This window comes from Novosphingobium sp. (genome assembly GCF_040398825.1).
Classification (GTDB): Bacteria; Pseudomonadota; Alphaproteobacteria; order Sphingomonadales; family Sphingomonadaceae; genus Novosphingobium.
Genome location: NZ_JBBATI010000009.1, coordinates 22,193 through 39,676, shown reverse-complemented (window position 1 = coordinate 39,676; position 17,484 = coordinate 22,193). Strand labels below are relative to the sequence as shown.

Annotated in this window: 18 protein-coding genes; 10 read left to right on the top strand and 8 right to left on the bottom strand. The window is 65.9% G+C overall.

The window, feature by feature from the left end; translation table 11 throughout:
- The first annotated feature begins 24 nt into the window (after positions 1-24).
- Positions 25-1,443: a sulfatase family protein gene (locus ABWP89_RS06705; RefSeq protein ID WP_353228099.1), complete on the top strand. Its 1,419-nt coding sequence runs from the start codon at positions 25-27 to the stop codon at positions 1,441-1,443.
- Positions 1,444-1,474: 31 nt separating this feature from the next.
- Here ABWP89_RS06705 and ABWP89_RS06700 read toward each other — a convergent pair whose 3' ends face one another.
- Positions 1,475-2,689, bottom strand: a complete 1,215-nt coding sequence (locus tag ABWP89_RS06700; RefSeq protein ID WP_353228097.1) for a hypothetical protein — start codon at positions 2,687-2,689, stop codon at positions 1,475-1,477.
- A gap of 187 nt (positions 2,690-2,876) precedes the next feature.
- Between ABWP89_RS06700 and ABWP89_RS06695 the strand changes: the two genes are divergently transcribed.
- A complete protein-coding gene (locus ABWP89_RS06695; protein WP_353228095.1) occupies positions 2,877-3,131 on the top strand; it encodes a type II toxin-antitoxin system Phd/YefM family antitoxin in 255 nt (84 codons plus the stop codon).
- A 27-nt stretch (positions 3,132-3,158) separates the two neighbouring features.
- The gene (locus ABWP89_RS06690; RefSeq protein WP_502915251.1) at positions 3,159-3,395 is read left to right on the top strand and encodes a Txe/YoeB family addiction module toxin; all 237 of its coding nucleotides are present in this window, start codon (positions 3,159-3,161) and stop codon (positions 3,393-3,395) included.
- Here ABWP89_RS06690 and rsmA read toward each other — a convergent pair.
- From rsmA to ABWP89_RS06670, 4 genes are all read right to left on the bottom strand, one after another.
- Positions 3,389-4,267 carry a 16S rRNA (adenine(1518)-N(6)/adenine(1519)-N(6))-dimethyltransferase RsmA gene (gene rsmA, locus ABWP89_RS06685; RefSeq protein WP_353228093.1) on the bottom strand — a complete coding sequence of 293 codons (879 nt, stop codon included), beginning with the start codon at positions 4,265-4,267 and terminating at the stop codon, positions 3,389-3,391. The genes ABWP89_RS06690 and rsmA overlap by 7 nt on opposite strands.
- Positions 4,260-5,270 carry a 4-hydroxythreonine-4-phosphate dehydrogenase PdxA gene (pdxA, locus tag ABWP89_RS06680; protein WP_353228092.1) on the bottom strand — a complete coding sequence of 337 codons (1,011 nt, stop codon included), beginning with the start codon at positions 5,268-5,270 and terminating at the stop codon, positions 4,260-4,262. Before pdxA ends, rsmA begins: the two co-directional genes overlap by 8 nt.
- A gap of 140 nt (positions 5,271-5,410) precedes the next feature.
- Positions 5,411-6,826, bottom strand: a complete 1,416-nt coding sequence (locus ABWP89_RS06675; RefSeq protein WP_353228091.1) for a peptidylprolyl isomerase — start codon at positions 6,824-6,826, stop codon at positions 5,411-5,413.
- Between the two features lie 187 nt (positions 6,827-7,013).
- Entirely contained in the window at positions 7,014-9,320 is a 2,307-nt protein-coding gene (locus ABWP89_RS06670) for an LPS-assembly protein LptD (protein WP_353228090.1), read from the bottom strand.
- 180 nt (positions 9,321-9,500) lie between these two features.
- Here ABWP89_RS06670 and ABWP89_RS06665 point away from each other — a divergent pair, with 180 nt between their 5' ends.
- The 5 genes from ABWP89_RS06665 to ABWP89_RS06645 all read left to right on the top strand — a co-directional run bounded on the left by ABWP89_RS06665 (position 9,501) and on the right by ABWP89_RS06645 (position 12,533).
- Positions 9,501-10,958: a leucyl aminopeptidase gene (locus ABWP89_RS06665; RefSeq protein ID WP_353228088.1), complete on the top strand. Its 1,458-nt coding sequence runs from the start codon at positions 9,501-9,503 to the stop codon at positions 10,956-10,958.
- 2 nt (positions 10,959-10,960) lie between these two features.
- A complete protein-coding gene (locus tag ABWP89_RS06660) occupies positions 10,961-11,104 on the top strand; it encodes a DUF2256 domain-containing protein (protein ID WP_353228087.1) in 144 nt (47 codons plus the stop codon).
- Positions 11,105-11,243: 139 nt separating this feature from the next.
- Positions 11,244-11,678, top strand: coding sequence for a DNA polymerase III subunit chi (locus ABWP89_RS06655; RefSeq protein ID WP_353228185.1), 435 nt, complete (start codon positions 11,244-11,246; stop codon positions 11,676-11,678).
- A gap of 109 nt (positions 11,679-11,787) precedes the next feature.
- Positions 11,788-12,210, top strand: a complete 423-nt coding sequence (gene ndk / locus ABWP89_RS06650; protein WP_353228086.1) for a nucleoside-diphosphate kinase — start codon at positions 11,788-11,790, stop codon at positions 12,208-12,210.
- An 83-nt stretch (positions 12,211-12,293) separates the two neighbouring features.
- Complete coding sequence (locus ABWP89_RS06645; protein ID WP_353228085.1) at positions 12,294-12,533, top strand: hypothetical protein; 240 nt, start codon at positions 12,294-12,296, stop codon at positions 12,531-12,533.
- On the opposite strand, the gene ABWP89_RS06640 is transcribed toward ABWP89_RS06645, so the two are convergent.
- Genes ABWP89_RS06640 through purM form a run of 3 tightly spaced genes read right to left on the bottom strand, consistent with a single transcriptional unit; the run spans position 12,530 to position 15,388 of the window.
- Complete coding sequence (locus ABWP89_RS06640; protein ID WP_353228084.1) at positions 12,530-13,678, bottom strand: MFS transporter; 1,149 nt, start codon at positions 13,676-13,678, stop codon at positions 12,530-12,532. The two genes, ABWP89_RS06645 and ABWP89_RS06640, sit on opposite strands and share 4 nt — an antisense overlap.
- Positions 13,678-14,289 (bottom strand): phosphoribosylglycinamide formyltransferase, encoded by a 612-nt coding sequence (gene purN / locus ABWP89_RS06635; protein WP_353228083.1) that lies wholly within the window; start codon positions 14,287-14,289, stop codon positions 13,678-13,680. The genes ABWP89_RS06640 and purN overlap by 1 nt, the downstream gene beginning before the upstream one ends.
- Positions 14,282-15,388 (bottom strand): phosphoribosylformylglycinamidine cyclo-ligase, encoded by a 1,107-nt coding sequence (purM, locus tag ABWP89_RS06630; RefSeq protein WP_353228081.1) that lies wholly within the window; start codon positions 15,386-15,388, stop codon positions 14,282-14,284. The genes purN and purM overlap by 8 nt, the downstream gene beginning before the upstream one ends.
- A 217-nt stretch (positions 15,389-15,605) precedes the next feature.
- On the opposite strand from purM, the gene ABWP89_RS06625 reads away from it, so the two are divergent.
- Positions 15,606-16,793, top strand: a complete 1,188-nt coding sequence (locus ABWP89_RS06625; protein WP_353228080.1) for a heavy-metal-associated domain-containing protein — start codon at positions 15,606-15,608, stop codon at positions 16,791-16,793.
- A gap of 23 nt (positions 16,794-16,816) precedes the next feature.
- On the top strand, positions 16,817-17,455 hold the full coding sequence (locus tag ABWP89_RS06620; protein ID WP_353228183.1) for an HdaA/DnaA family protein: 639 nt from the start codon (positions 16,817-16,819) through the stop codon (positions 17,453-17,455).
- The last annotated feature ends 29 nt before the right edge of the window (positions 17,456-17,484 follow it).

Sequence of the window (17,484 nt, the reverse complement as noted above, 5' to 3'; positions counted from 1 at the left end):
GCACTGTTGCCGGGTGGGGATGCCATGGGGTCAATCACGTTTTCGCGCCGCCAGACTCTGGCGGGGATCGGTTCGTTCAGCGTTGCGGCGGCCGGGGCCGGGCGTGCCGGTGCTGCGCCGGCGGGCAAACGGCCGAACGTGGTGTTCATTATTGCCGATGAAATGGGCTATGGCGATCTGAGCGTTTACGGGCAGACCGATTACATCACCCCGCATATCGATCAACTGGCCGCACGCGGCGTACGGCTGACGCAGGCCTATGCCAATTCGGCGGTGTGTTCGGCATCGCGCTTTGCGATCATCACCGGGCGGTACCAGTACCGGTTGCGCGGCGGGCTGGAGGAACCGATCGCCGGGGCCAGCGACACGCTTGGCCTGCCACCCGATCATCCGACTTTGCCCTCGCTGTTTCGCAAGGCCGGCTATCGTACCGCGCTGTTCGGCAAATGGCACCTGGGCTCGCTGCCCAAATTCGGCCCGACCAAAAGCGGGTACGATGTGTTTTTCGGCAATTTCGGCGGCGCGGTCGACTATTTCACGCACAAGGGCAAAGTCGGCGAAAAGGAGCCGGAGGACCTGTATGAAGGCACCGTGCCGGTGCACAAGACCGGCTATTACACGCATTTGCTGGGTGACCGCGCGGTCGATTACATCGAAAAAGCCGCGCCCGACGTGCCGTTTTTCCTGTCGCTGCATTTCACCGCGCCGCACTGGCCGTGGGAAGGCCCGGGCGATGAAGCGGTGTCGCGCGATCTGAAGGATATTTTCCACTACGACGGTGGCAGCCTGGCGACTTATGCCAAAATCGTGGCGGCGCTGGATGAACAGGCCGGCCGGGTGACGGCCGCACTGGCCGCCACCGGCCAGGCCGACAACACCGTGATCGTGTTCACCAGCGACAATGGCGGCGAACGTTTTTCCAAAACCTGGCCGTTCAGCGGGCAAAAGACCGAACTGCTCGAAGGCGGCATCCGCGTGCCCGCTCTGGTGGTGTGGCCGGGCAGGATTTCCCCCGGCAGCGTGTGCACGCAGGTCGCGGCGGGAATGGACTGGCTGCCCACTTTGCTGGCCACCATCGATGCCGCGCCCGACCCGGCGTACCCCAGCGACGGGATGAACCTGTTGCCAGCGCTGCTGGGGCAGGCCGCGCCCCATGACCGCACGCTGTTCTGGCGGTACAAGGCCAACCGCCAGCGCGCGGTGCGGTCAGGCGACTGGAAATACCTGAAAATCAACGACAATGAATTTCTGTTCAACGTGGTGGTGGACACCCGCGAACGCGCCAATCTGGCAGAGCGCAACCCCGACATGCTGAAACACCTGAAATCGGTGTGGGACACCTGGAACAAGGGCATGCTGCCGATCCGCGGCGACAGTTACAGCCACAAGGTCACCCCGCAGCACCAGGCGGACCATTACCGGGCGGAACAGACGCCGGATTAAGGCGAGCGACGAAAACCTGAGTGCCAGTCGTTCACCGGATTTTCACGCGCAGGAATGGCATGACCCCGCCGGGCGTGGCGGAACCATACGTAACGTTCAGCGGCGCTGGAACGACATTCAGCGTCGCCTGGACCCCGATCCCCAGCAGCAGGTGCGGGGCGACGGGCACGTCATAGACCGCGCCCAGCGTGGTTGCGGCAACGCGGAACACGCGCCCGGCGAGCGGGCTGGGCGCCTCCACCAGATCATCCTTCTGCACGGTTTCGGCGCGGGCAAACACGGTCAGCCGGCGCAGCGCCACCGCGGATTCCAGCAGGACGGCGTTCAGCACGGTGCCGGGGCGATCGTCATTGCGGCCAAAGGCCAGCGTGGTTTGCCAGTTGCCGCCGGCAAAGGCATGGTTGTAGGTGGCCGACGCGGTCAGGCGGTTCTGGTTGACCGCCGGGTTAAGCGCTTCGGGGCTGTGCAAGTGGCCATAGCTGACCTGGAATGACCAGTCGCGGCCGGGGTTCAGCGTGATCCGCCCGCTCCACGAATCGAGCCGCAGCGGTTGCCAGCCCCAGCGGTGCTGATCGGGTTCGCGGCCATTGAATACCGACGCCTCGACCTTGACCGGACCGTGGACAAACCCGGCCGTCGCCACCCCAAAAGTGATGTGGGTCGAATCCAGCCAATGGTGGCTGATCGGCGCGGCGGGGTTATCCTTGCCCGAAAAGCGGTGCATGAACGTCGCCGGGCCCAGCGCCGGTTCGCCCGGATAGCCCAGATAGATGAACAGCGACGACTGTTGGCCGACCGGCACGGCATAAGTCCCCGCCAGTTCCATCAGCAGGTTGTGCGGATGCTGGCGATCGACCAGGTGGTTAACCCCATCGGCAGTTTCGCCGGTTTGCAGCAACAGCGGATAGCCATCGTTGCCCATCAGCGGATCGAGCGAGGCCATGGCCTTCAGCGTCAGCGTGCCCGGCCCGGCGTGGCGTTGCGCCATGACCATCACCATGCTTTCGCTAAAGGTCTTGTCGCCCCCGCGCGGGCCGGACTGGTGATCATAGATCAGGTTGGCATAGCCATGGACCATGCCGGACCAGCCCCCCGACCCCCACATCGCGCCATCCATCGGCGTGGACACCGGTTGCCACGCGGTGCCCGATGCGTCCTGCATCATCGTATAGGATCCCAGTGCCCCATCCATCATGGTCATGGCGGGCATGGGTGCATCGGCCATCGGCACGCCAGGCATGGCCATTCCCTGCATGTCCGTTTTCGGAATTGCGGGCGCGGCCGTCTGGCCCAGCGCGGGCTGGCTGATGGACAGGACAGCAGCGTACATTGAGGCCCAGGGTACCAGGCGAACCGTGATCAGGAATCGGGGCACACGCAAATCCCTTAAATATTGTACCAAAATCTGTACAAGACCTTGTCGGATAATCGTCATGGACGTCATCAGCTATTCGGATACGCGCGCCCACCTTAAAGAGGTGATGGACCGTGTGGTGGCGGACCGCGCGCCTGTTGTCATTTCCCGTCAAAAAGCCGAATCGGTGGTGATGATTTCGCCGGCCGAATGGAACGCGATGGAGGAATCACTGCATCTGCTGTCCACCCGGGCCAACCGCGACCGGCTTATGTCAGCCATCAGCGAATTGGAACTGGGCAAAGGGGCCACGCGCGACCTGATCCAGCCATGAAACTGGTCTTTGCCGAGGCAGCGTGGGATGACTATCTGCACTGGCAGGCCCACGGCGCCGAATGTCCTCCAACGCGTCAACGACCTGATCCGCGAATGCCAGCGCACTCCGTTCAAGGGCACCGGCAAGCCTGAACCGCTGCAAGGCGATCTGCAAGGCTGCTGGTCACGGCGCATCACGCTGCAGGACCGGCTGGTCTATCGCGTGACAGGCGGCCCGCCGGATCAGCAGTTGCAGATCGCGCAGTGTCGGTTTCATTACTGATGGGCGATGGGCAGTGTGTCTGATTGCACCGGTGGTTTCGCGCCCATCACCCGCGCAATGGCCACAAAATCCGCGACATCCAGTGTTTCGGCGCGGCGGGCGCTGTCGATCCCCAGCGATTCCAGCGCGGGCAGGGCGCCTGGCAGGCCTTTGAGCGATTGGCGCAGCATCTTGCGGCGTTGGCCGAATGCCGCCTCGGTCACGCGTTCCAGCGTGCGCGGCGCGACGCCTTCGGGCATGGCGGCGGGGATGACGTGGACGATGGCCGACATCACTTTGGGCGGCGGGGTAAACGCGCTGCGGTGGACCTTGATGGCCACGCGCGGGGTGGCGCGCCATTGCGACAGGATGGCCAGGCGGCCATAGCCGTCGCTGTCGGTTTTGGCGACGATGCGGTTGGCCACTTCCTGCTGGAACATCAGCGTCAGCGATTGCCAGCGCGGTGGCCATGCTGTGCCCGACAGCCAGCCGGTGAACAGGCCGGTGCCGACGTTGTAGGGCAGGTTGGCGACGACATGATATGGCGTGTCGAACAGCGTGGCGGGGTCGATCTTGACCGCGTCGCCCTCGATCACGCGCAACTGGCCGGGAAATGCTTCGGCCAGATCGGCCAGCGCGGGCAGGCAGCGGCGGTCCATTTCGATGGCGGTGACCTGTGCGCCGGCACGCAGCAATGCGCGGGTCAGCCCGCCGGGGCCGGGGCCAACCTCCAGCACAGCTGCGCCACGCAAGGGCCCGGGCACAGCCGCGATCCGGGTCAACAACTGTTCGTCGAACAGGAAATTCTGGCCCAGCGATTTTTGCGCGAGCAGGCCATAGCGGTTGACGACATCGCGTAAGGGGGGAAGGTCGGGCGCGGGAATGTCAGACATTGGCGGCCCGGCGCGCCGCGCATTGTCCGGCCATGCGGATTGCGGCCAGCGTCGCGCCAGGGCGCGCGGCGCCGGTGCCGGCTATGTCGAACGCGGTGCCATGGTCGGGGCTGGTGCGCACGATCGGCAGCCCCAGCGTCACATTCACCCCTTCGTCGAAATCCAGCGTCTTGATCGGGATCAGCGCCTGATCGTGGTACATGCAGATCGCCAGGTCATAGGTTTCGCGCGCGGCGGCGTGAAACAGGGTGTCGGCCGGCAGTGGCCCGCGCGCGTCGATCCCGGCGGCGCGCAATGCGGCCACCGCCGGCGCGATGATCGCGGCGTCTTCGCCGCCCATGCGGCCATCTTCACCGGCGTGGGGGTTCAGGCCCGCCACTGCCAGCCGCGGGTGGGCGATGCCGAAATCGCGCCGCAACGCCGCCGCGGCGATGGTGGCGCGGGTTTGGATCAGCGCGCTGGTCAGGTGCCGCGGGACGTCGGCCAGCGCAACATGCACGGTGATTGGCACCACGCGCAAATGCGGCCCGGCCAGCATCATCACCGCATCGGTGAGCGCGATTCCGCAGGCGGCGGCAACAAATTCGGTCTGCCCCGGATAATCAAAGCCGATGCGCGCCAGCCGGCTTTTGGCAATCGGGCCGGTCACCAGCGCCGACGTCGCGCCCTGCCGGGTCAATGCGGTTGCTCGCTCCAGGCTGGCCAGCGCCAGCGCGGCGCCGGCATCATCGGGTACGCCGGGCGTGTAATCACCGTCACCGATGTCGATCACCGCCAGCGCCTTGCCATGGAGCGCCAGCGCCGCCGCTGCCGAGGCAACGGCGATGACCGGCATGGCAACACCCAGCCGCTGCGCCGCCGCGACAAAAATCCGGTGCGATCCGACCGCGACAAATGGCGGCAGGGCTGCCGATGCGGTCTGCGCTGCTGCGGTCACTGCCAGTTCCGGGCCGACCCCCGCAGGGTCGCCCATGCTGAGCGCGATCGGCACCGTTTGAGCCATCCCCCTCAGGGGGAGGGTTGGGTGGGGGTGTCCCACGTCTGAATGATGCGCATCATCGCCCAACTCGGACACCCCTCCCCAACCCCTCCGCTGAGGGGAGGGGCCAACGGATGGCGATCGGCACGCGGGCCATCACGGCCTCAATTGTATTCGATCACCGCGTCGCGGCGAAGATCGCGCAGATAAGTCTGCGCGCGCTTGTTGACGCGGTCATCCTCGATCTGGGTCTGCATCTGTTCAAAGCTGGGGCCGTTGTTGACCTTGGGATCGTCGCGGCCGCACAGCAGCAGCACGCGCACGCCATCCTCGATCGATCCGAACGGCGGGGTGGCCTCGCCCACGCCCAGTTTCAGCACGGTATCCTGCAATGCCGCGGGCAGGTCGCGCGCCTTGATCTGGTCGTTGCCGACCACGCTGGCGCCGATTTTGGCGGCGGCGGCATCAACCTGGCCGCAACCGTGGATGTCCTTGACCATCTTGGCAAAATCGCCAGCCTTGGCGGCGGCGACCTTTTCAGGAGTGCCGGGGGTAAAGCTGATCGAGATCTGTTTCAGGCTGAGAATCGCGTCACGCGGATCGGCGGTCAGCACCTGGCGCTTGTCGATGGTATAGATGATCGAATAACCGCCCGGCACCTCGATCGGCCCGGCCAGTTGGCCCGGGCCCATCCCGCCGGCGGCAGTGGCGATCGGCGCAGGCAGCTGTGCCAGCCGGATCCAGCCCAGATCGCCGCCGACCGCAGCAGTCGACGCTTCTGAATACTGGCGGGCATAGCCGACAAAGCTGCCGCCCTTTTTCAGCTGGTCAACGATCTTTTCGGCATTGGCCAGCACTTGGCCGCGGTTTTCATCGGTCGCCGACAGATAGATTTCGCCAAGGTGGAATTCCTCGGTGCCCTTGGCCGCCTTCAGCCGGTCCATCATTTCGCGCACTTCGGATTCGGACACGTTGATGAACGGCTGCACGTTGCGGCGCAGCAGGCGCTGCCACGCGATTTCGCCGCGGATCTGCCGTTTCAGCGATGCGGAGGATGATCCGATCTGCGCCAGATAGGCTTCGAGCGCGGCCGGGTCCTTGCCCATGTTCTGCTGCGCAACATAGTCAAAGCGCTGGTTGACCTCTTCTTCGTCGATGACGATGTCGGCGCCCTTGGCTTCCTGGATTTGCAGCGTTTCATCGATCAGGTTGCGCATGACCTGCGCGCGCAGGCGTTCCTGTTCTTCCGGCCCGATCTTGCCGTTGTTGGCATTGGCAAACAGCGCAAACCGCTGGTCAATGTCGGTGCCGGTGATGATTTCGCTGTTGACGATGGCGGTGGCGTGGCGATGGTTGGGGTCCATCTTGCCAAAAAATTTGGGGTTGGACGGCAGGTTCAGGTTGCCCCCGCTGTCGGTGCCCGCAACCGGCGGCGTGACCGATGCCGGCCCCACCGTTTCCTCCTGCGCAAAGGCGACGGGCGCCCCGGCCAGCAGCAGCCCCAACAACAGTCCCGACGTCAGCGTCGCGCGCAACGTTGTTGAACGGGGCACGGGCAGCAGGCGAATTGCAGACATCATGGCAATCGATCAATCCTGTTCGGTGCACCCCGGCCGGGGCACGAAATGCATGGCACTGGTCCGCGCAAATGTGTCCATTTGCGGCTTAACCGGGGCTGAGTGAAACGGGCGATAGCGCCTTTGCCCCCACGTGGGAAGGTTGCAGGCCCAAAAACCGGATAAGTGGCGAGGGTCAGGATCGCCAATTTTAACGCGTGCCGATGCTGCGCAGCGACAGCGTCAGCGCAAACGAACTGCCGCGAACGGCGTCACCGGTGGTGACATAGTCGCGCCGCCAGGTGACTGCGAGGTCCAGGCATCCGTCGGTATAGGCCAGCCCCAGCCGGTGGCGGATCAGTTCAAACCCGTTGCCGCCATAGATGGGATTGTCGGCCTTGGTGGTCAGATTGACGATCGCCGAACCGAACAGCGACCAGTATTTCGCAAATCCGACGCGGCCCGATGCGCGCAATTCCTTGCTGTCCTGGAGGTCTTCGTAACTGAGCGGGATACTGCGGTTGAGCGCGATATAGCCGATTTCGGCATAAGTACGGTGGCTGCCAATCGTGGCGTCAAATTCGTTGCGGCGCAGCTGCAGCGTATCCTTGTCCAGCTGAAACCGTTCGGTCAGCTGTACCACATCGCGGAACCGCACTTCGGCGCGCCCGACGATGTCGGAAAACTTTGCCGCCAGCCCGGTGCCATCGGGCACCAGCGCCGATTGCGTGGAAAAGCGATAGGATTCGCCGATGGTCATCGATGCGCGCCAGCCCGGCCGGGTAAACCGCCAGTCCAGGCCATAGGTCACGCGCACCCCGTCTTCGACCCGGTCATAGCCGGGATAGCGGTTGAGCGCGAAAATGTTGCCGTCTTCCAATTCGACCGCGCGCGAATCTTCGTTGGCGATGGCCAGATTGCGCAAATGCGGCGTGGCGACGATCTGCACCTCTGGCGTCAGCACTTGCGTGCCGCCAAATAGCGTGCCGATCAGCGGCCATTTCAGGTCCACCGCGGCGGTGGCAATGCCGCGCGCCTGCCAGCCGGACGTGCCCTGATACACCGGATTGGCCACCAGCGTGGTGTTGCTGGCGTGATAGATATCCCCGCGCAGCAGCGTTGTCAGCGTCAGTTCCTGCCCGCCGGACGTGATCGTGTGCAGGTTCCATTCGGCCTTGGCCAGCGCGCGCTGCGTATCCTGCCGGTCGGTGCGGGTCAGCGCCAGCGAGTTGACCTCCAGGTCCAGCTTGCCGCCCACCCCGGGCATGGCGATGCGGCGGCGATAATCGATGCTGGGCAGGGCAAACGGCTGCTGGCTGGGGCTGTCCTTGACCCCGATCGCCTGAATCGCCCACCCGGCAAAGCTGAAATAGCTGTCCGGGTCCTGGTGTTCGAGGTTGAAGGTGGATCGCAGCCGGGTGTCGGTCGACAGGTCATAGCGGCGCAGGAACGTGCGGTCGGTGACATAGCGCAACGATCCCGACACGCTCCAGTTTTCATCGAGCTGAAACCGGCCATTGCTTTCCAGATAGCCGCGCAGCGCATAATCGCCGGTGGTGCCCGGCGCCAGCGAGCCATTGGTGGCATTGGTCTGGCGGCTGCGGGTGAGATACCCGCTGATCTGGTACGCGCCCTTGTCGGTCAATTGCCGGTAATGGCCCGACAGCATCGGCAGCGACCGCGAAAACACTGTGGCAGAGGCGGACAGATCCCGGTTGTCGGCCAGCCGCCAGTAGAACGTGTTGGTAATCTGCGCACCGTTGGTCGACGACAGGCTGAAACTGGGGATCAGCAGCCCGGTTTCGGCGCGAAAGTCCGACGCATGCGCCAGCCCCGGCAGCGGCAGCAGTGGTATCCCGAACACGCGCAAGGTGGCGCCGTAATAGCGCACTTTATGGGTATCCGGGTTGAACGTGACACGCACCGCGGTCAGTTCCCAGCTGGGCCGTTTGGGGCAACCATCGTCATCGGTCACGTCGCAACCGCTATAGACCGCCTGATGCAGCACCGCGTGGCCGTGGTCGTCGCGTTCGCTGGAATTGGCGGCCAGCCGCCCGCCTTCGCGCAGCACCAGCAACAGATCGTTGGTGGCGCCGGCCTTGAATTCGTCGGTCAGATCGATGTGGTCGGTGTACAGCACATCGCCGTCTTCATCGACAAAGCGGATGTTGCCGCTGGCCACGATCGCCCCGGTCTTGCGGTTCCAGGTCACGCTATCGGCGCGCAGCGATCGCGCATCGCGCCGCATCACCACATTGCCGCTGGCGGTGGCGACTTCGCCGTTGGTGTCATAGGCGACCTTGTCGGCGGCAAAGCGCACCACGTCGGTCTGGGCGGGGGTGGCCGGATCGGCGGACGCGGCAACCGGTGTGGCTGGCGGTGCCACCAGGGCAGGGGGCGGGGGGGGCGGCGCCGATTCGGGCGTGGCCATCGCGGCACCGGTGGGCAGCTCGGTGGCGGCATGCGCGGCCTGAAACATTGGCGCAACGCCGGTCATGCCCGCAAGGGCAAGCAGCACGTGGGGCCGTCGCGCAGCCTGGCGCAGAAAAAAGGCGTGGCGCGGGGGCCGCGTCGGGGGTCGCATGCGCTTGCCTATCGCACCGGCGCGGCTTAACTGCAAACCCTAGAATTGGCGGTCTGTCCGCCGCTATGGTCCGTTTGCCCGGTTTGGGCGCCAGGGCCGATCAGGAGTGCCATGATGACGATTGCGTTCGCAGTTTCCGGTGATGCCCGCCCCCGCCTGGTCGCCCGTCTGGTTGGCGAAGGCACCTTGCCCGCCGATCTGGCCGAACCCCTGCGTGAGGCAGCGACGGCCAGCCGCTTTGCCGGCAAGACCGGGCAAGTGTTTGAAAGTTTTGTTGCTTCTGAATCCGGCCTGTTGCGGATGGCGCTGGTCGGGATTGGCTCCGCCAGTGGCAGCGACCGCCTGGCCGGGCTGGAACGCGCCGGCGGCGCGGTGGCGGCCAAATACCTGACCTCTGGCGAAACCGTGCTGGGGATCGATTTTGCCGGGTCCGCGTTGACCGCGACCGAGGCGGTGGCGGTGCTGCTGGGCGCGCGACTGCGCAGCTGGCGCTATGATATCTACAAGACCAAGCTGAGCGAAGATCAGAAAGTGTCGCTGACAAAGATCGTCGCCTTCGCCGCACCCGAGGGCACAGAGGCGCTGTGGACGACCGAAGCGGCGCTGGCCGAAGGCGTCGAATTCACGCGCGAATTGGTGACCGAACCGGCCAACGTGATCTACCCCGAAAGCTTTGTCGAACGCTGTGTCGCGCGGTTTGCCGGCACCGGGGTCGATGTGGTGGTGCTGGACAAGGCCGATCTGGAGGCGCTGGGCATGGGCGCGCTGCTGGGCGTGGCACAGGGCTCTGTGCGCGAAGCACGCGTGCTGGCGCTGCGCTGGAAAGGCCGCGCCGGCAGCCGCCCGACCGCGTTTGTGGGCAAGGGCGTGACCTTTGACACCGGCGGCATTTCGATCAAGCCGGCCGGCGGCATGGAAGACATGAAGTGGGACATGGGCGGCGCCGGCGCAGTCGCAGGCGCGCTGCTGGCGCTCGCGCTGCGTAAGGCAGAGGCGGACGTGATCGGCGTGGTCGGCCTCGTTGAAAACATGCCCGATGGCAATGCGCAGCGGCCGGGCGATGTCGTGAAATCGATGTCGGGGCAGACGATCGAGGTGATCAACACCGATGCCGAAGGGCGGCTGGTGCTGTGCGATGTGCTGACCTGGGTGCAAAAGACCTATGCCCCTGCCACGATCGTCGATCTGGCCACGCTGACCGGCGCGATCATCGTGTCGCTGGGCCACGAATATGCCGGCATGTTCGCCAACGACGATCTGCTCGCCAGCCAGCTGGATGCGGCGGGCAAGGCCAGCGGTGACAAGCTGTGGCGGTTTCCGCTGGGATCGGCCTATGACAAGCTGATCGACAGCCCGATTGCCGACATGAAAAACGTCGGGCCACGATTTGGCGGTTCGATCACCGCGGCGCAGTTCATCAAACGCTTTATCGACGATGGCGTGGCCTGGGCACATCTGGATATTGCCGGCACGGTGTGGGTCGACAAGCCTGGCGCCACGCATGACAAGGGCGCAACCGGGTTCGGCGTGCGCCTGCTCGACCGCTATGTGCGCGACGTGCTGGAAAGCTGATCATGCCCAAGATGCGGCGCAAGGCTGACCTGCCAAGCAAGCTTTGCGCCGCCTGCGGCCTGCCGTTCACCTGGCGCAAGAAGTGGGAACGCGACTGGGACAACGTGCGCTACTGTTCCGACCGCTGCCGGGGCAAGGGCGCATAGCACAAAAAGCCCCTCCCCTCGGGGGAGGGGTTGGGGAGGGGTGTCCGACGCTGGATTGGCAGCGCGCCACCGCGGCGCCGGACACCCCCACCCAACCCTCCCCCTGAGGGGGAGGGCTTTTATGCAAAGAGGGCAAACAGTGCGCGTCGATTTCTATCAGCTGACCCGCGATCCGGCCGAAGCGGTGGTGCCGCTGCTGGCGCGCAGCACGCTGGGCGCGGGCGAACGGCTGCTGGTGGTGTCGGACAACGCGCAGCACCTGGAACGCATCAGCCAGGAATTGTGGACCCGCACGCCCGCGTCGTTTCTGGCGCATGGCCTCGCCGGCGGGCAGCACGATGCGCGTCAGCCGATCCTGCTGGCGTCTGACCCGGTGGCGGCCAATGGCGCGCGCTATTGCGCGCTGGCCGATGGCCAATGGCGCGAAGTGGCGGGGATGGAGCGGATGTTTTTGCTGTTTGCGCCCGATCATATCGACGATGCACGCGGAACCTGGCGCATGCTGGGGCACCGTGATGGCGTGGAACGGCGCTATTGGCGGCAGGACGGCGGCAAGTGGCGCGAGGGGCCTTAGCGGTCAGCGTGCCCAGTCTTGCGGCGCAGCACGTTCCCGGCTAGGGGCGCGGCCAAGGGCCGGCTCCGGCTGACCACAATGCGCAATTGCACAGACAAGGATTTGTACCATGGCGGTTACCCGCACCTTTTCGATCATCAAGCCCGACGCGACGCGCCGCAACCTGACCGGTGCGGTCACTGCCAAGCTGGAAGAAGCGGGCCTGCGCGTGGTCGCGTCAAAGCGGCTGCACCTTAGCCGTGCCCAGGCTGAAGGCTTTTATGCGGTGCACAGCGAACGGCCGTTTTTCAACGATCTGGTCGAATTCATGATTTCCGGCCCGGTGGTCGTGCAAGTGCTGGAAGGCGAAGACGCCGTAAAGCGCAACCGCGACGTGATGGGCGCGACCAACCCGGCCAACGCCGATGCTGGCACGATCCGCAAGCTCTTTGCCGAATCGATCGAAGCCAACACCGTGCATGGTTCGGATTCGGAAGAAAACGCCGCGATCGAAATCGCGTATTTCTTTCAGCCCGCAGAAATCGTTGGCTGATCGCCGCTTCGGCGCTGACACACGAAGGGGGCCTTTGCGGCCCCCTTTTTGTTGCGTAAACGGTTGTCGAAAGGATGTGCGGCATGATCGGCATGGGCGGGGGCGATTGCCCGTTTGAATTCAATTTCGACGAAAAAACCTTCAAGGTCGGCGATGTGGTCAGCTATCGCGTGACCGGCAGCCTCGATGGCATGCCGTTCGTCGGCACGCTGGCCGAGGTGCACGATGATCACGTGATCATCGCCGCGGATGCCAATGACCCCACCGTGCGCTATCGCGCCACCCGCGAAAGCCGCCCGGTGGTGGACGAAAGCGAGATTTAAGCGGTACGCGGCTGCCGCGCGTACCAGCGGGCCAGCATCAGTGTGACCGTCGCCACCCCCACCAGCCCGGCCAGGATCGGCCCGGTAAAGCTGGCCCCCAGCGCCAGCGCCACTGCCGCCAGCAAACAGGCCGTGGCACAGCCCAGGTCCCACCCCGCCTCGGTCGCCATGGCAAAGCGCAAGGGGCAGGCCGATTGCCGCGCCATGGCATACATCGGCGCCAGCAGCGCGACCTGGGTGATCGGGGTGACCAGCGCACCCAGCGCTGTGGCCGCCACCGCCGCAACCGGGTGGTGCCACGCCGCCGCCTTGGCCAGCACTGCCAGCCCGGCGCAGCCATAGGCCAGCGGCACCATCGCCCGGCCGTGCCCGGCATCGACACGCCGCCCGACCATCAGGCTGGCGCCCGCGGCACAGGCCCCGGCCAGCGCCAGCGCACCGCCAAACGCGCCAAACCGTTCGCCCAGCGACACGAACAGCGCCAGGTTCCACACCACATTGACCGCTCCCGAATGCAATCCTTCGGCGCAATAGATCGGGCGGGCAAACCGCACCACGCCGGCGCTGAGCTCTGCCTGCGGCGCCACCCGCGCATCGGGTGCCGCCAGCAAGGGCCACGCCGCGCCCAGCTGGATCAGCGCGATCAGCGCAAAGCCCGCGACCGGTCCCAGCGAATCATGGATCACCCCGCCGATCACCGGCGCGACGATGGACACCACGGCGGTGGCCGCCTGTTGCAGGCTGACCTGCCGCCCGCGTGATCCGCTGCTGGCGATCGCCGCGTTATACCCGTGCCACGCGGTCCAATAGAGCACGCTGCCCAGCCCCATCGCCAGCACATAGGCCAGCATCCAGCCATCGACACGGTGGACAAACCCCAGCAACGCATAGCCCAGCGCGCGCACCGCGATGCCGATCATCAGCACCTGGCGCAGCCCCAGCCGGATCGCCAGTGGCAGCACGCCGGCGCGCAGGATAAATCGCGTCAGCACCAGCCCGGCAAACGCGGTCAACGCCATCGGCTGTGACACCCCCTGGCGCACCAGAAACGCGGTCATGAACAGCCCGCCGGTGTTTTCGGCCAGCGATTGCAGCGCGCTGTGTAGCGTGATCGCCGCCAGCGGGGTGGTACGGTGCCCGGCCATCAGCCCGGAACGGGGTTGGCCATGCCCTGTACCAGTCGGGCCAGACACCGGGCATAGAGCTGGTGTTCGGCAAACAGCACGCGCGCGCCCAGTGCTTCGGGCGTATCATCGGCGGCAATCGCCACGGCAATCTGCCCCAGCACCGCCCCGTCATCCAGTTCGGGCGTGACAAAATGCACGCTGCACCCGCCATGGCTGTCGCCGCCCGCGATCGCGCGGGCATGGGTGTGCAGGCCTTTGTGCGCGGGCAGCAGGCTGGGATGTATGTTGATCATCCGCCCCTGCCAGCGGTTGACAAACCCGGTATCGAGAATGCGCATATAGCCGGCCAGCGCGATCACCTGGGCGCCGGCGTTCAGCACCGCGGCCTCCATCGCCGCATCGTGCGCGGCGCGGGCCATGCCCTTGTGCGGCAGGACAAAGGTCGCCACGCCTTCGGCACGGGCCACGGCCAGGCCGCCGGCAGCGGGGTTGTTGGATAACACCAGCGCGATGCGGTAGGGGCAATCGGGCAGGCGGCTGGCATAGAGCAGTGCCGCCATGTTGGTCCCGCTGCCGGAAATGAAAACCGCGACCGGGGTGCGCGGGTCATCCGACCCGTTTTCAGGCATTGTGCGTGGCTTCCCAGTGCCCTTGCGCTGCCCAGGTTTCATCGCTGCCGGTCACGGTGCAGCCGCGCGGGCCGGGCTCGATCATGCCAATCGTAAACACCGTTTCGCCCGCTGCGGCCAGATCGGTGGCCAGCCCGGCGGCGTCGTCGGGCGCCACTGCCAGCACCATGCCCACGCCGCAATTGAACGTGCGCGCCATTTCGCCCGGCTCGATCTGGCCCTGCGCCTGCAGAAACGCCATCAGCGGGGTCTGTTCCCACGCATCGGCATCGATCCGCGCATGCAGCCCGGTGGGCAGCACGCGTGGCACATTTTCCAGCAGTCCGCCGCCGGTGATATGCGCGCAGGCATGGATTCGCCCGGCGCGGATGAACGGCAGCAGCGTTTTCACATAAATGCGAGTCGGTTCGATCAGGTGGTCGATCAGCAGCCGTTCCATATCGAACAGCGCGGGCCGGTCCAGCCTCCAGCCTTTGTCGGCCGCCAGCCGCCGTACCAGTGAATAGCCGTTGGAATGCACCCCCGACGATGCCAGCCCGATCAGCACGTCGCCGGCCGCGACGCGGTCGCCGGTCAGCTGTTCGCCGCGTTCGACCGCGCCCACGCAAAACCCGGCCAGATCATAATCGCCGGCCGCATACATCCCCGGCATTTCGGCGGTTTCGCCGCCGATCAGCGCGCATCCGGCCATGCGGCAGCCTTCGGCAATGCCGGCGATCACGCGTTCGGCCACGCCGTTGTCCAATTTGCCCGTGGCGAAATAGTCCAGGAAAAACAGCGGCTCTGCGCCCTGCACGATCAGATCGTTGACGCACATCGCCACCAGATCGATGCCGATCGCGTCGTGGCGGTCATGGTCGATCGCCAGTTTGACCTTGGTGCCCACGCCATCGTTGCCGGCGACCAGCAACGGGTCTTTGTACCCCGCCGCACGCAGATCGAAAAACCCGCCAAAGCCGCCCAGTTCGGCATCGGCGCCGGGGCGCGCGGTGGCGCGCGCCAGCGGCCCGATCGCCTTTACCAGCGCGTTGCCGGCGGCGATGTTCACGCCGGCGCGGGCGTAGCTGTAACGGTCGGGATTGTCGTTTTCGGATGCCATGGCCGCACCCCCTATCGCAAGTTGCGCGATGCTCAAACAGTTCCCGCTTGGATTTCCACTTGCCTTTGGGCAAAAGCGCGCGCGTTACCCGTCCGCTTGTTGATGGGCATTGTTGGTGGCGCCTGTTCGCCGCGTCGGAGTTTGCTTGGCTGCATCGCGCCTTTGGTCGAAAAAATCGCGTCATTCCCGGCTCGCATGGGTCGGGGCGGGGCTGCTGGTGCTCGGCATCGGCGGTGCGGTTGTGTGGGCGCAGATCGAGGGCGATCGCGGCATCGCCCCGGTCGCCAGCACCGGCGATTTCGAAGTTTCGGGAATCGAAGTGAACACCACCGGCGCCAGCGCGGATGAGGCGCGCAATGCCGGCTGGCACACCGCCACCCGGCTGGCCTGGCAAAAGCTGTGGGCGCAGCGCGGTAGCGGTGGCCCGGCCCCGGCGCTGGATGACGGCACGCTGTCGGGCATGGTGTCGGCGGTGGCGGTGGAACACGAGGATATCGGCCCGCATCGCTATATCGCGCGGCTGGGCGTGGTGTTTGATCGCGCACGCATGGCGGGATACCTGGGGTTGCAGGGCGGTGGCGCGCGGTCCGCGCCGCTGCTGGTGATCCCGCTGCTGTACCAGGGCGGGGTGGCCAGCGTGTTTGAAACGCGCACGCCGTGGCAAAAGGCCTGGGCCGATTTCCACACCGGGGAAAGCGTGATCGATTATGTGCGCCCCGGCGGCGGCGGCGCCGATGGCCTGCTGATCGATGCCGGGCAGGTCGGCCGGCGCAGCCGCAACTGGTGGCGCACGATTCTGGACCAGTATGGCGCAGAAGACGTGCTGATCCCGATCGCGCGGCTGGAACGGCAATGGCCGGGCGGGCCGGTCAAGGGCACATTCGCCGCGCGCTATGGCCCCGACAATCATTTCCTGGGCGCGTTCGAACTGACCGCACCGAGTGAAGACAAAGTGCCGGCGATGCTGGCCGATGCGGTGCGGCGGATCGATGGTATCTATGCGCAGGCGCTGGCCGCCGGTCAGCTCAACCCCGATCCGTCGCTCAACAGCCGGCCGCAGATCGATCCGAAACTGGTCGCCAGCATTGTCGACAAACTGCCCCCGCCGACCGCCGCAGCGCGCAGCGCGGTGCCCGGGGTGGCGGTCACCAGCGGGTCCGGCCCGGCGGCGACGGTCTATCAGATCCAGTTTGTCAGCCCCGATGCCGGCGCGGTCGATGCGACGCAAGCCGCGCTGCGCGGGGTGCCGGGCGTGCAATCGGCGGTGCCCAGTTCGCTGGCGCTGGGCGGGGTATCGGTAATGCGCGTGGGCTATAGCGGCGATCTTGAAGCGCTGGCGGCGGCGCTGCGCGCGCAAGGGTGGAAAGTGACGCAAGGGTCTGGCGCGCTGATGATCCGGCGTTGACCGGGCCGGACGCGCACACCCCGATGTCGCAGATCGCGCTACCGCTGGAATTGCCTGACGGGGCAGAGGCGATTGTCGGCGGGCCATCGCTGCAACCGGTGTTCGCGGCATTGCAGGCCAGCCCGACCTGGCCCTATCGCACCGCCGTGCTCAGCGGCCCGCCGCGTTCGGGCAAAAGCCTGCTGGCGCGCTGGTTTGCTGCCAGCGGGGCGGGCGAAGCGATCGATGATGCCGACCGACTGGACGAAGTTGATCTGTTTCACCGCTGGAACCGCGCGCAGGCCGATGGCCGCGCGCTGCTGCTGGTGGCGGGCGTGCCGCTGGCGACACCGGGGCAGAATTCGGGGTGGCGGATCGGGCTGCCCGATCTCGCCTCTCGCCTCGGCGCGGCGCTGCCGCTGATGATTGCGGCGCCCGATGATACGCTGTTGCGCGCGTTGATCGGTGAACAGGCGCGGCGGCGCGGGCTGGGCTTGAGTGAACCGGTGCTCGATTGGCTGGTGCCACGCATCGAACGCAGCCATGCCGCGGCTGAGGCGCTGGTGATCGCGCTGGACCGGTTGTCGCTGGAACGCAAGGCGCCGGTGACGCTGGCGCTGGCGCGCGATGCACTGACTGACCCTGTTTACGGGCATGGCCATTGGCAACCGCGGCTTCTATAACCATATCGTATCCGCGCGCCGCCGCCATG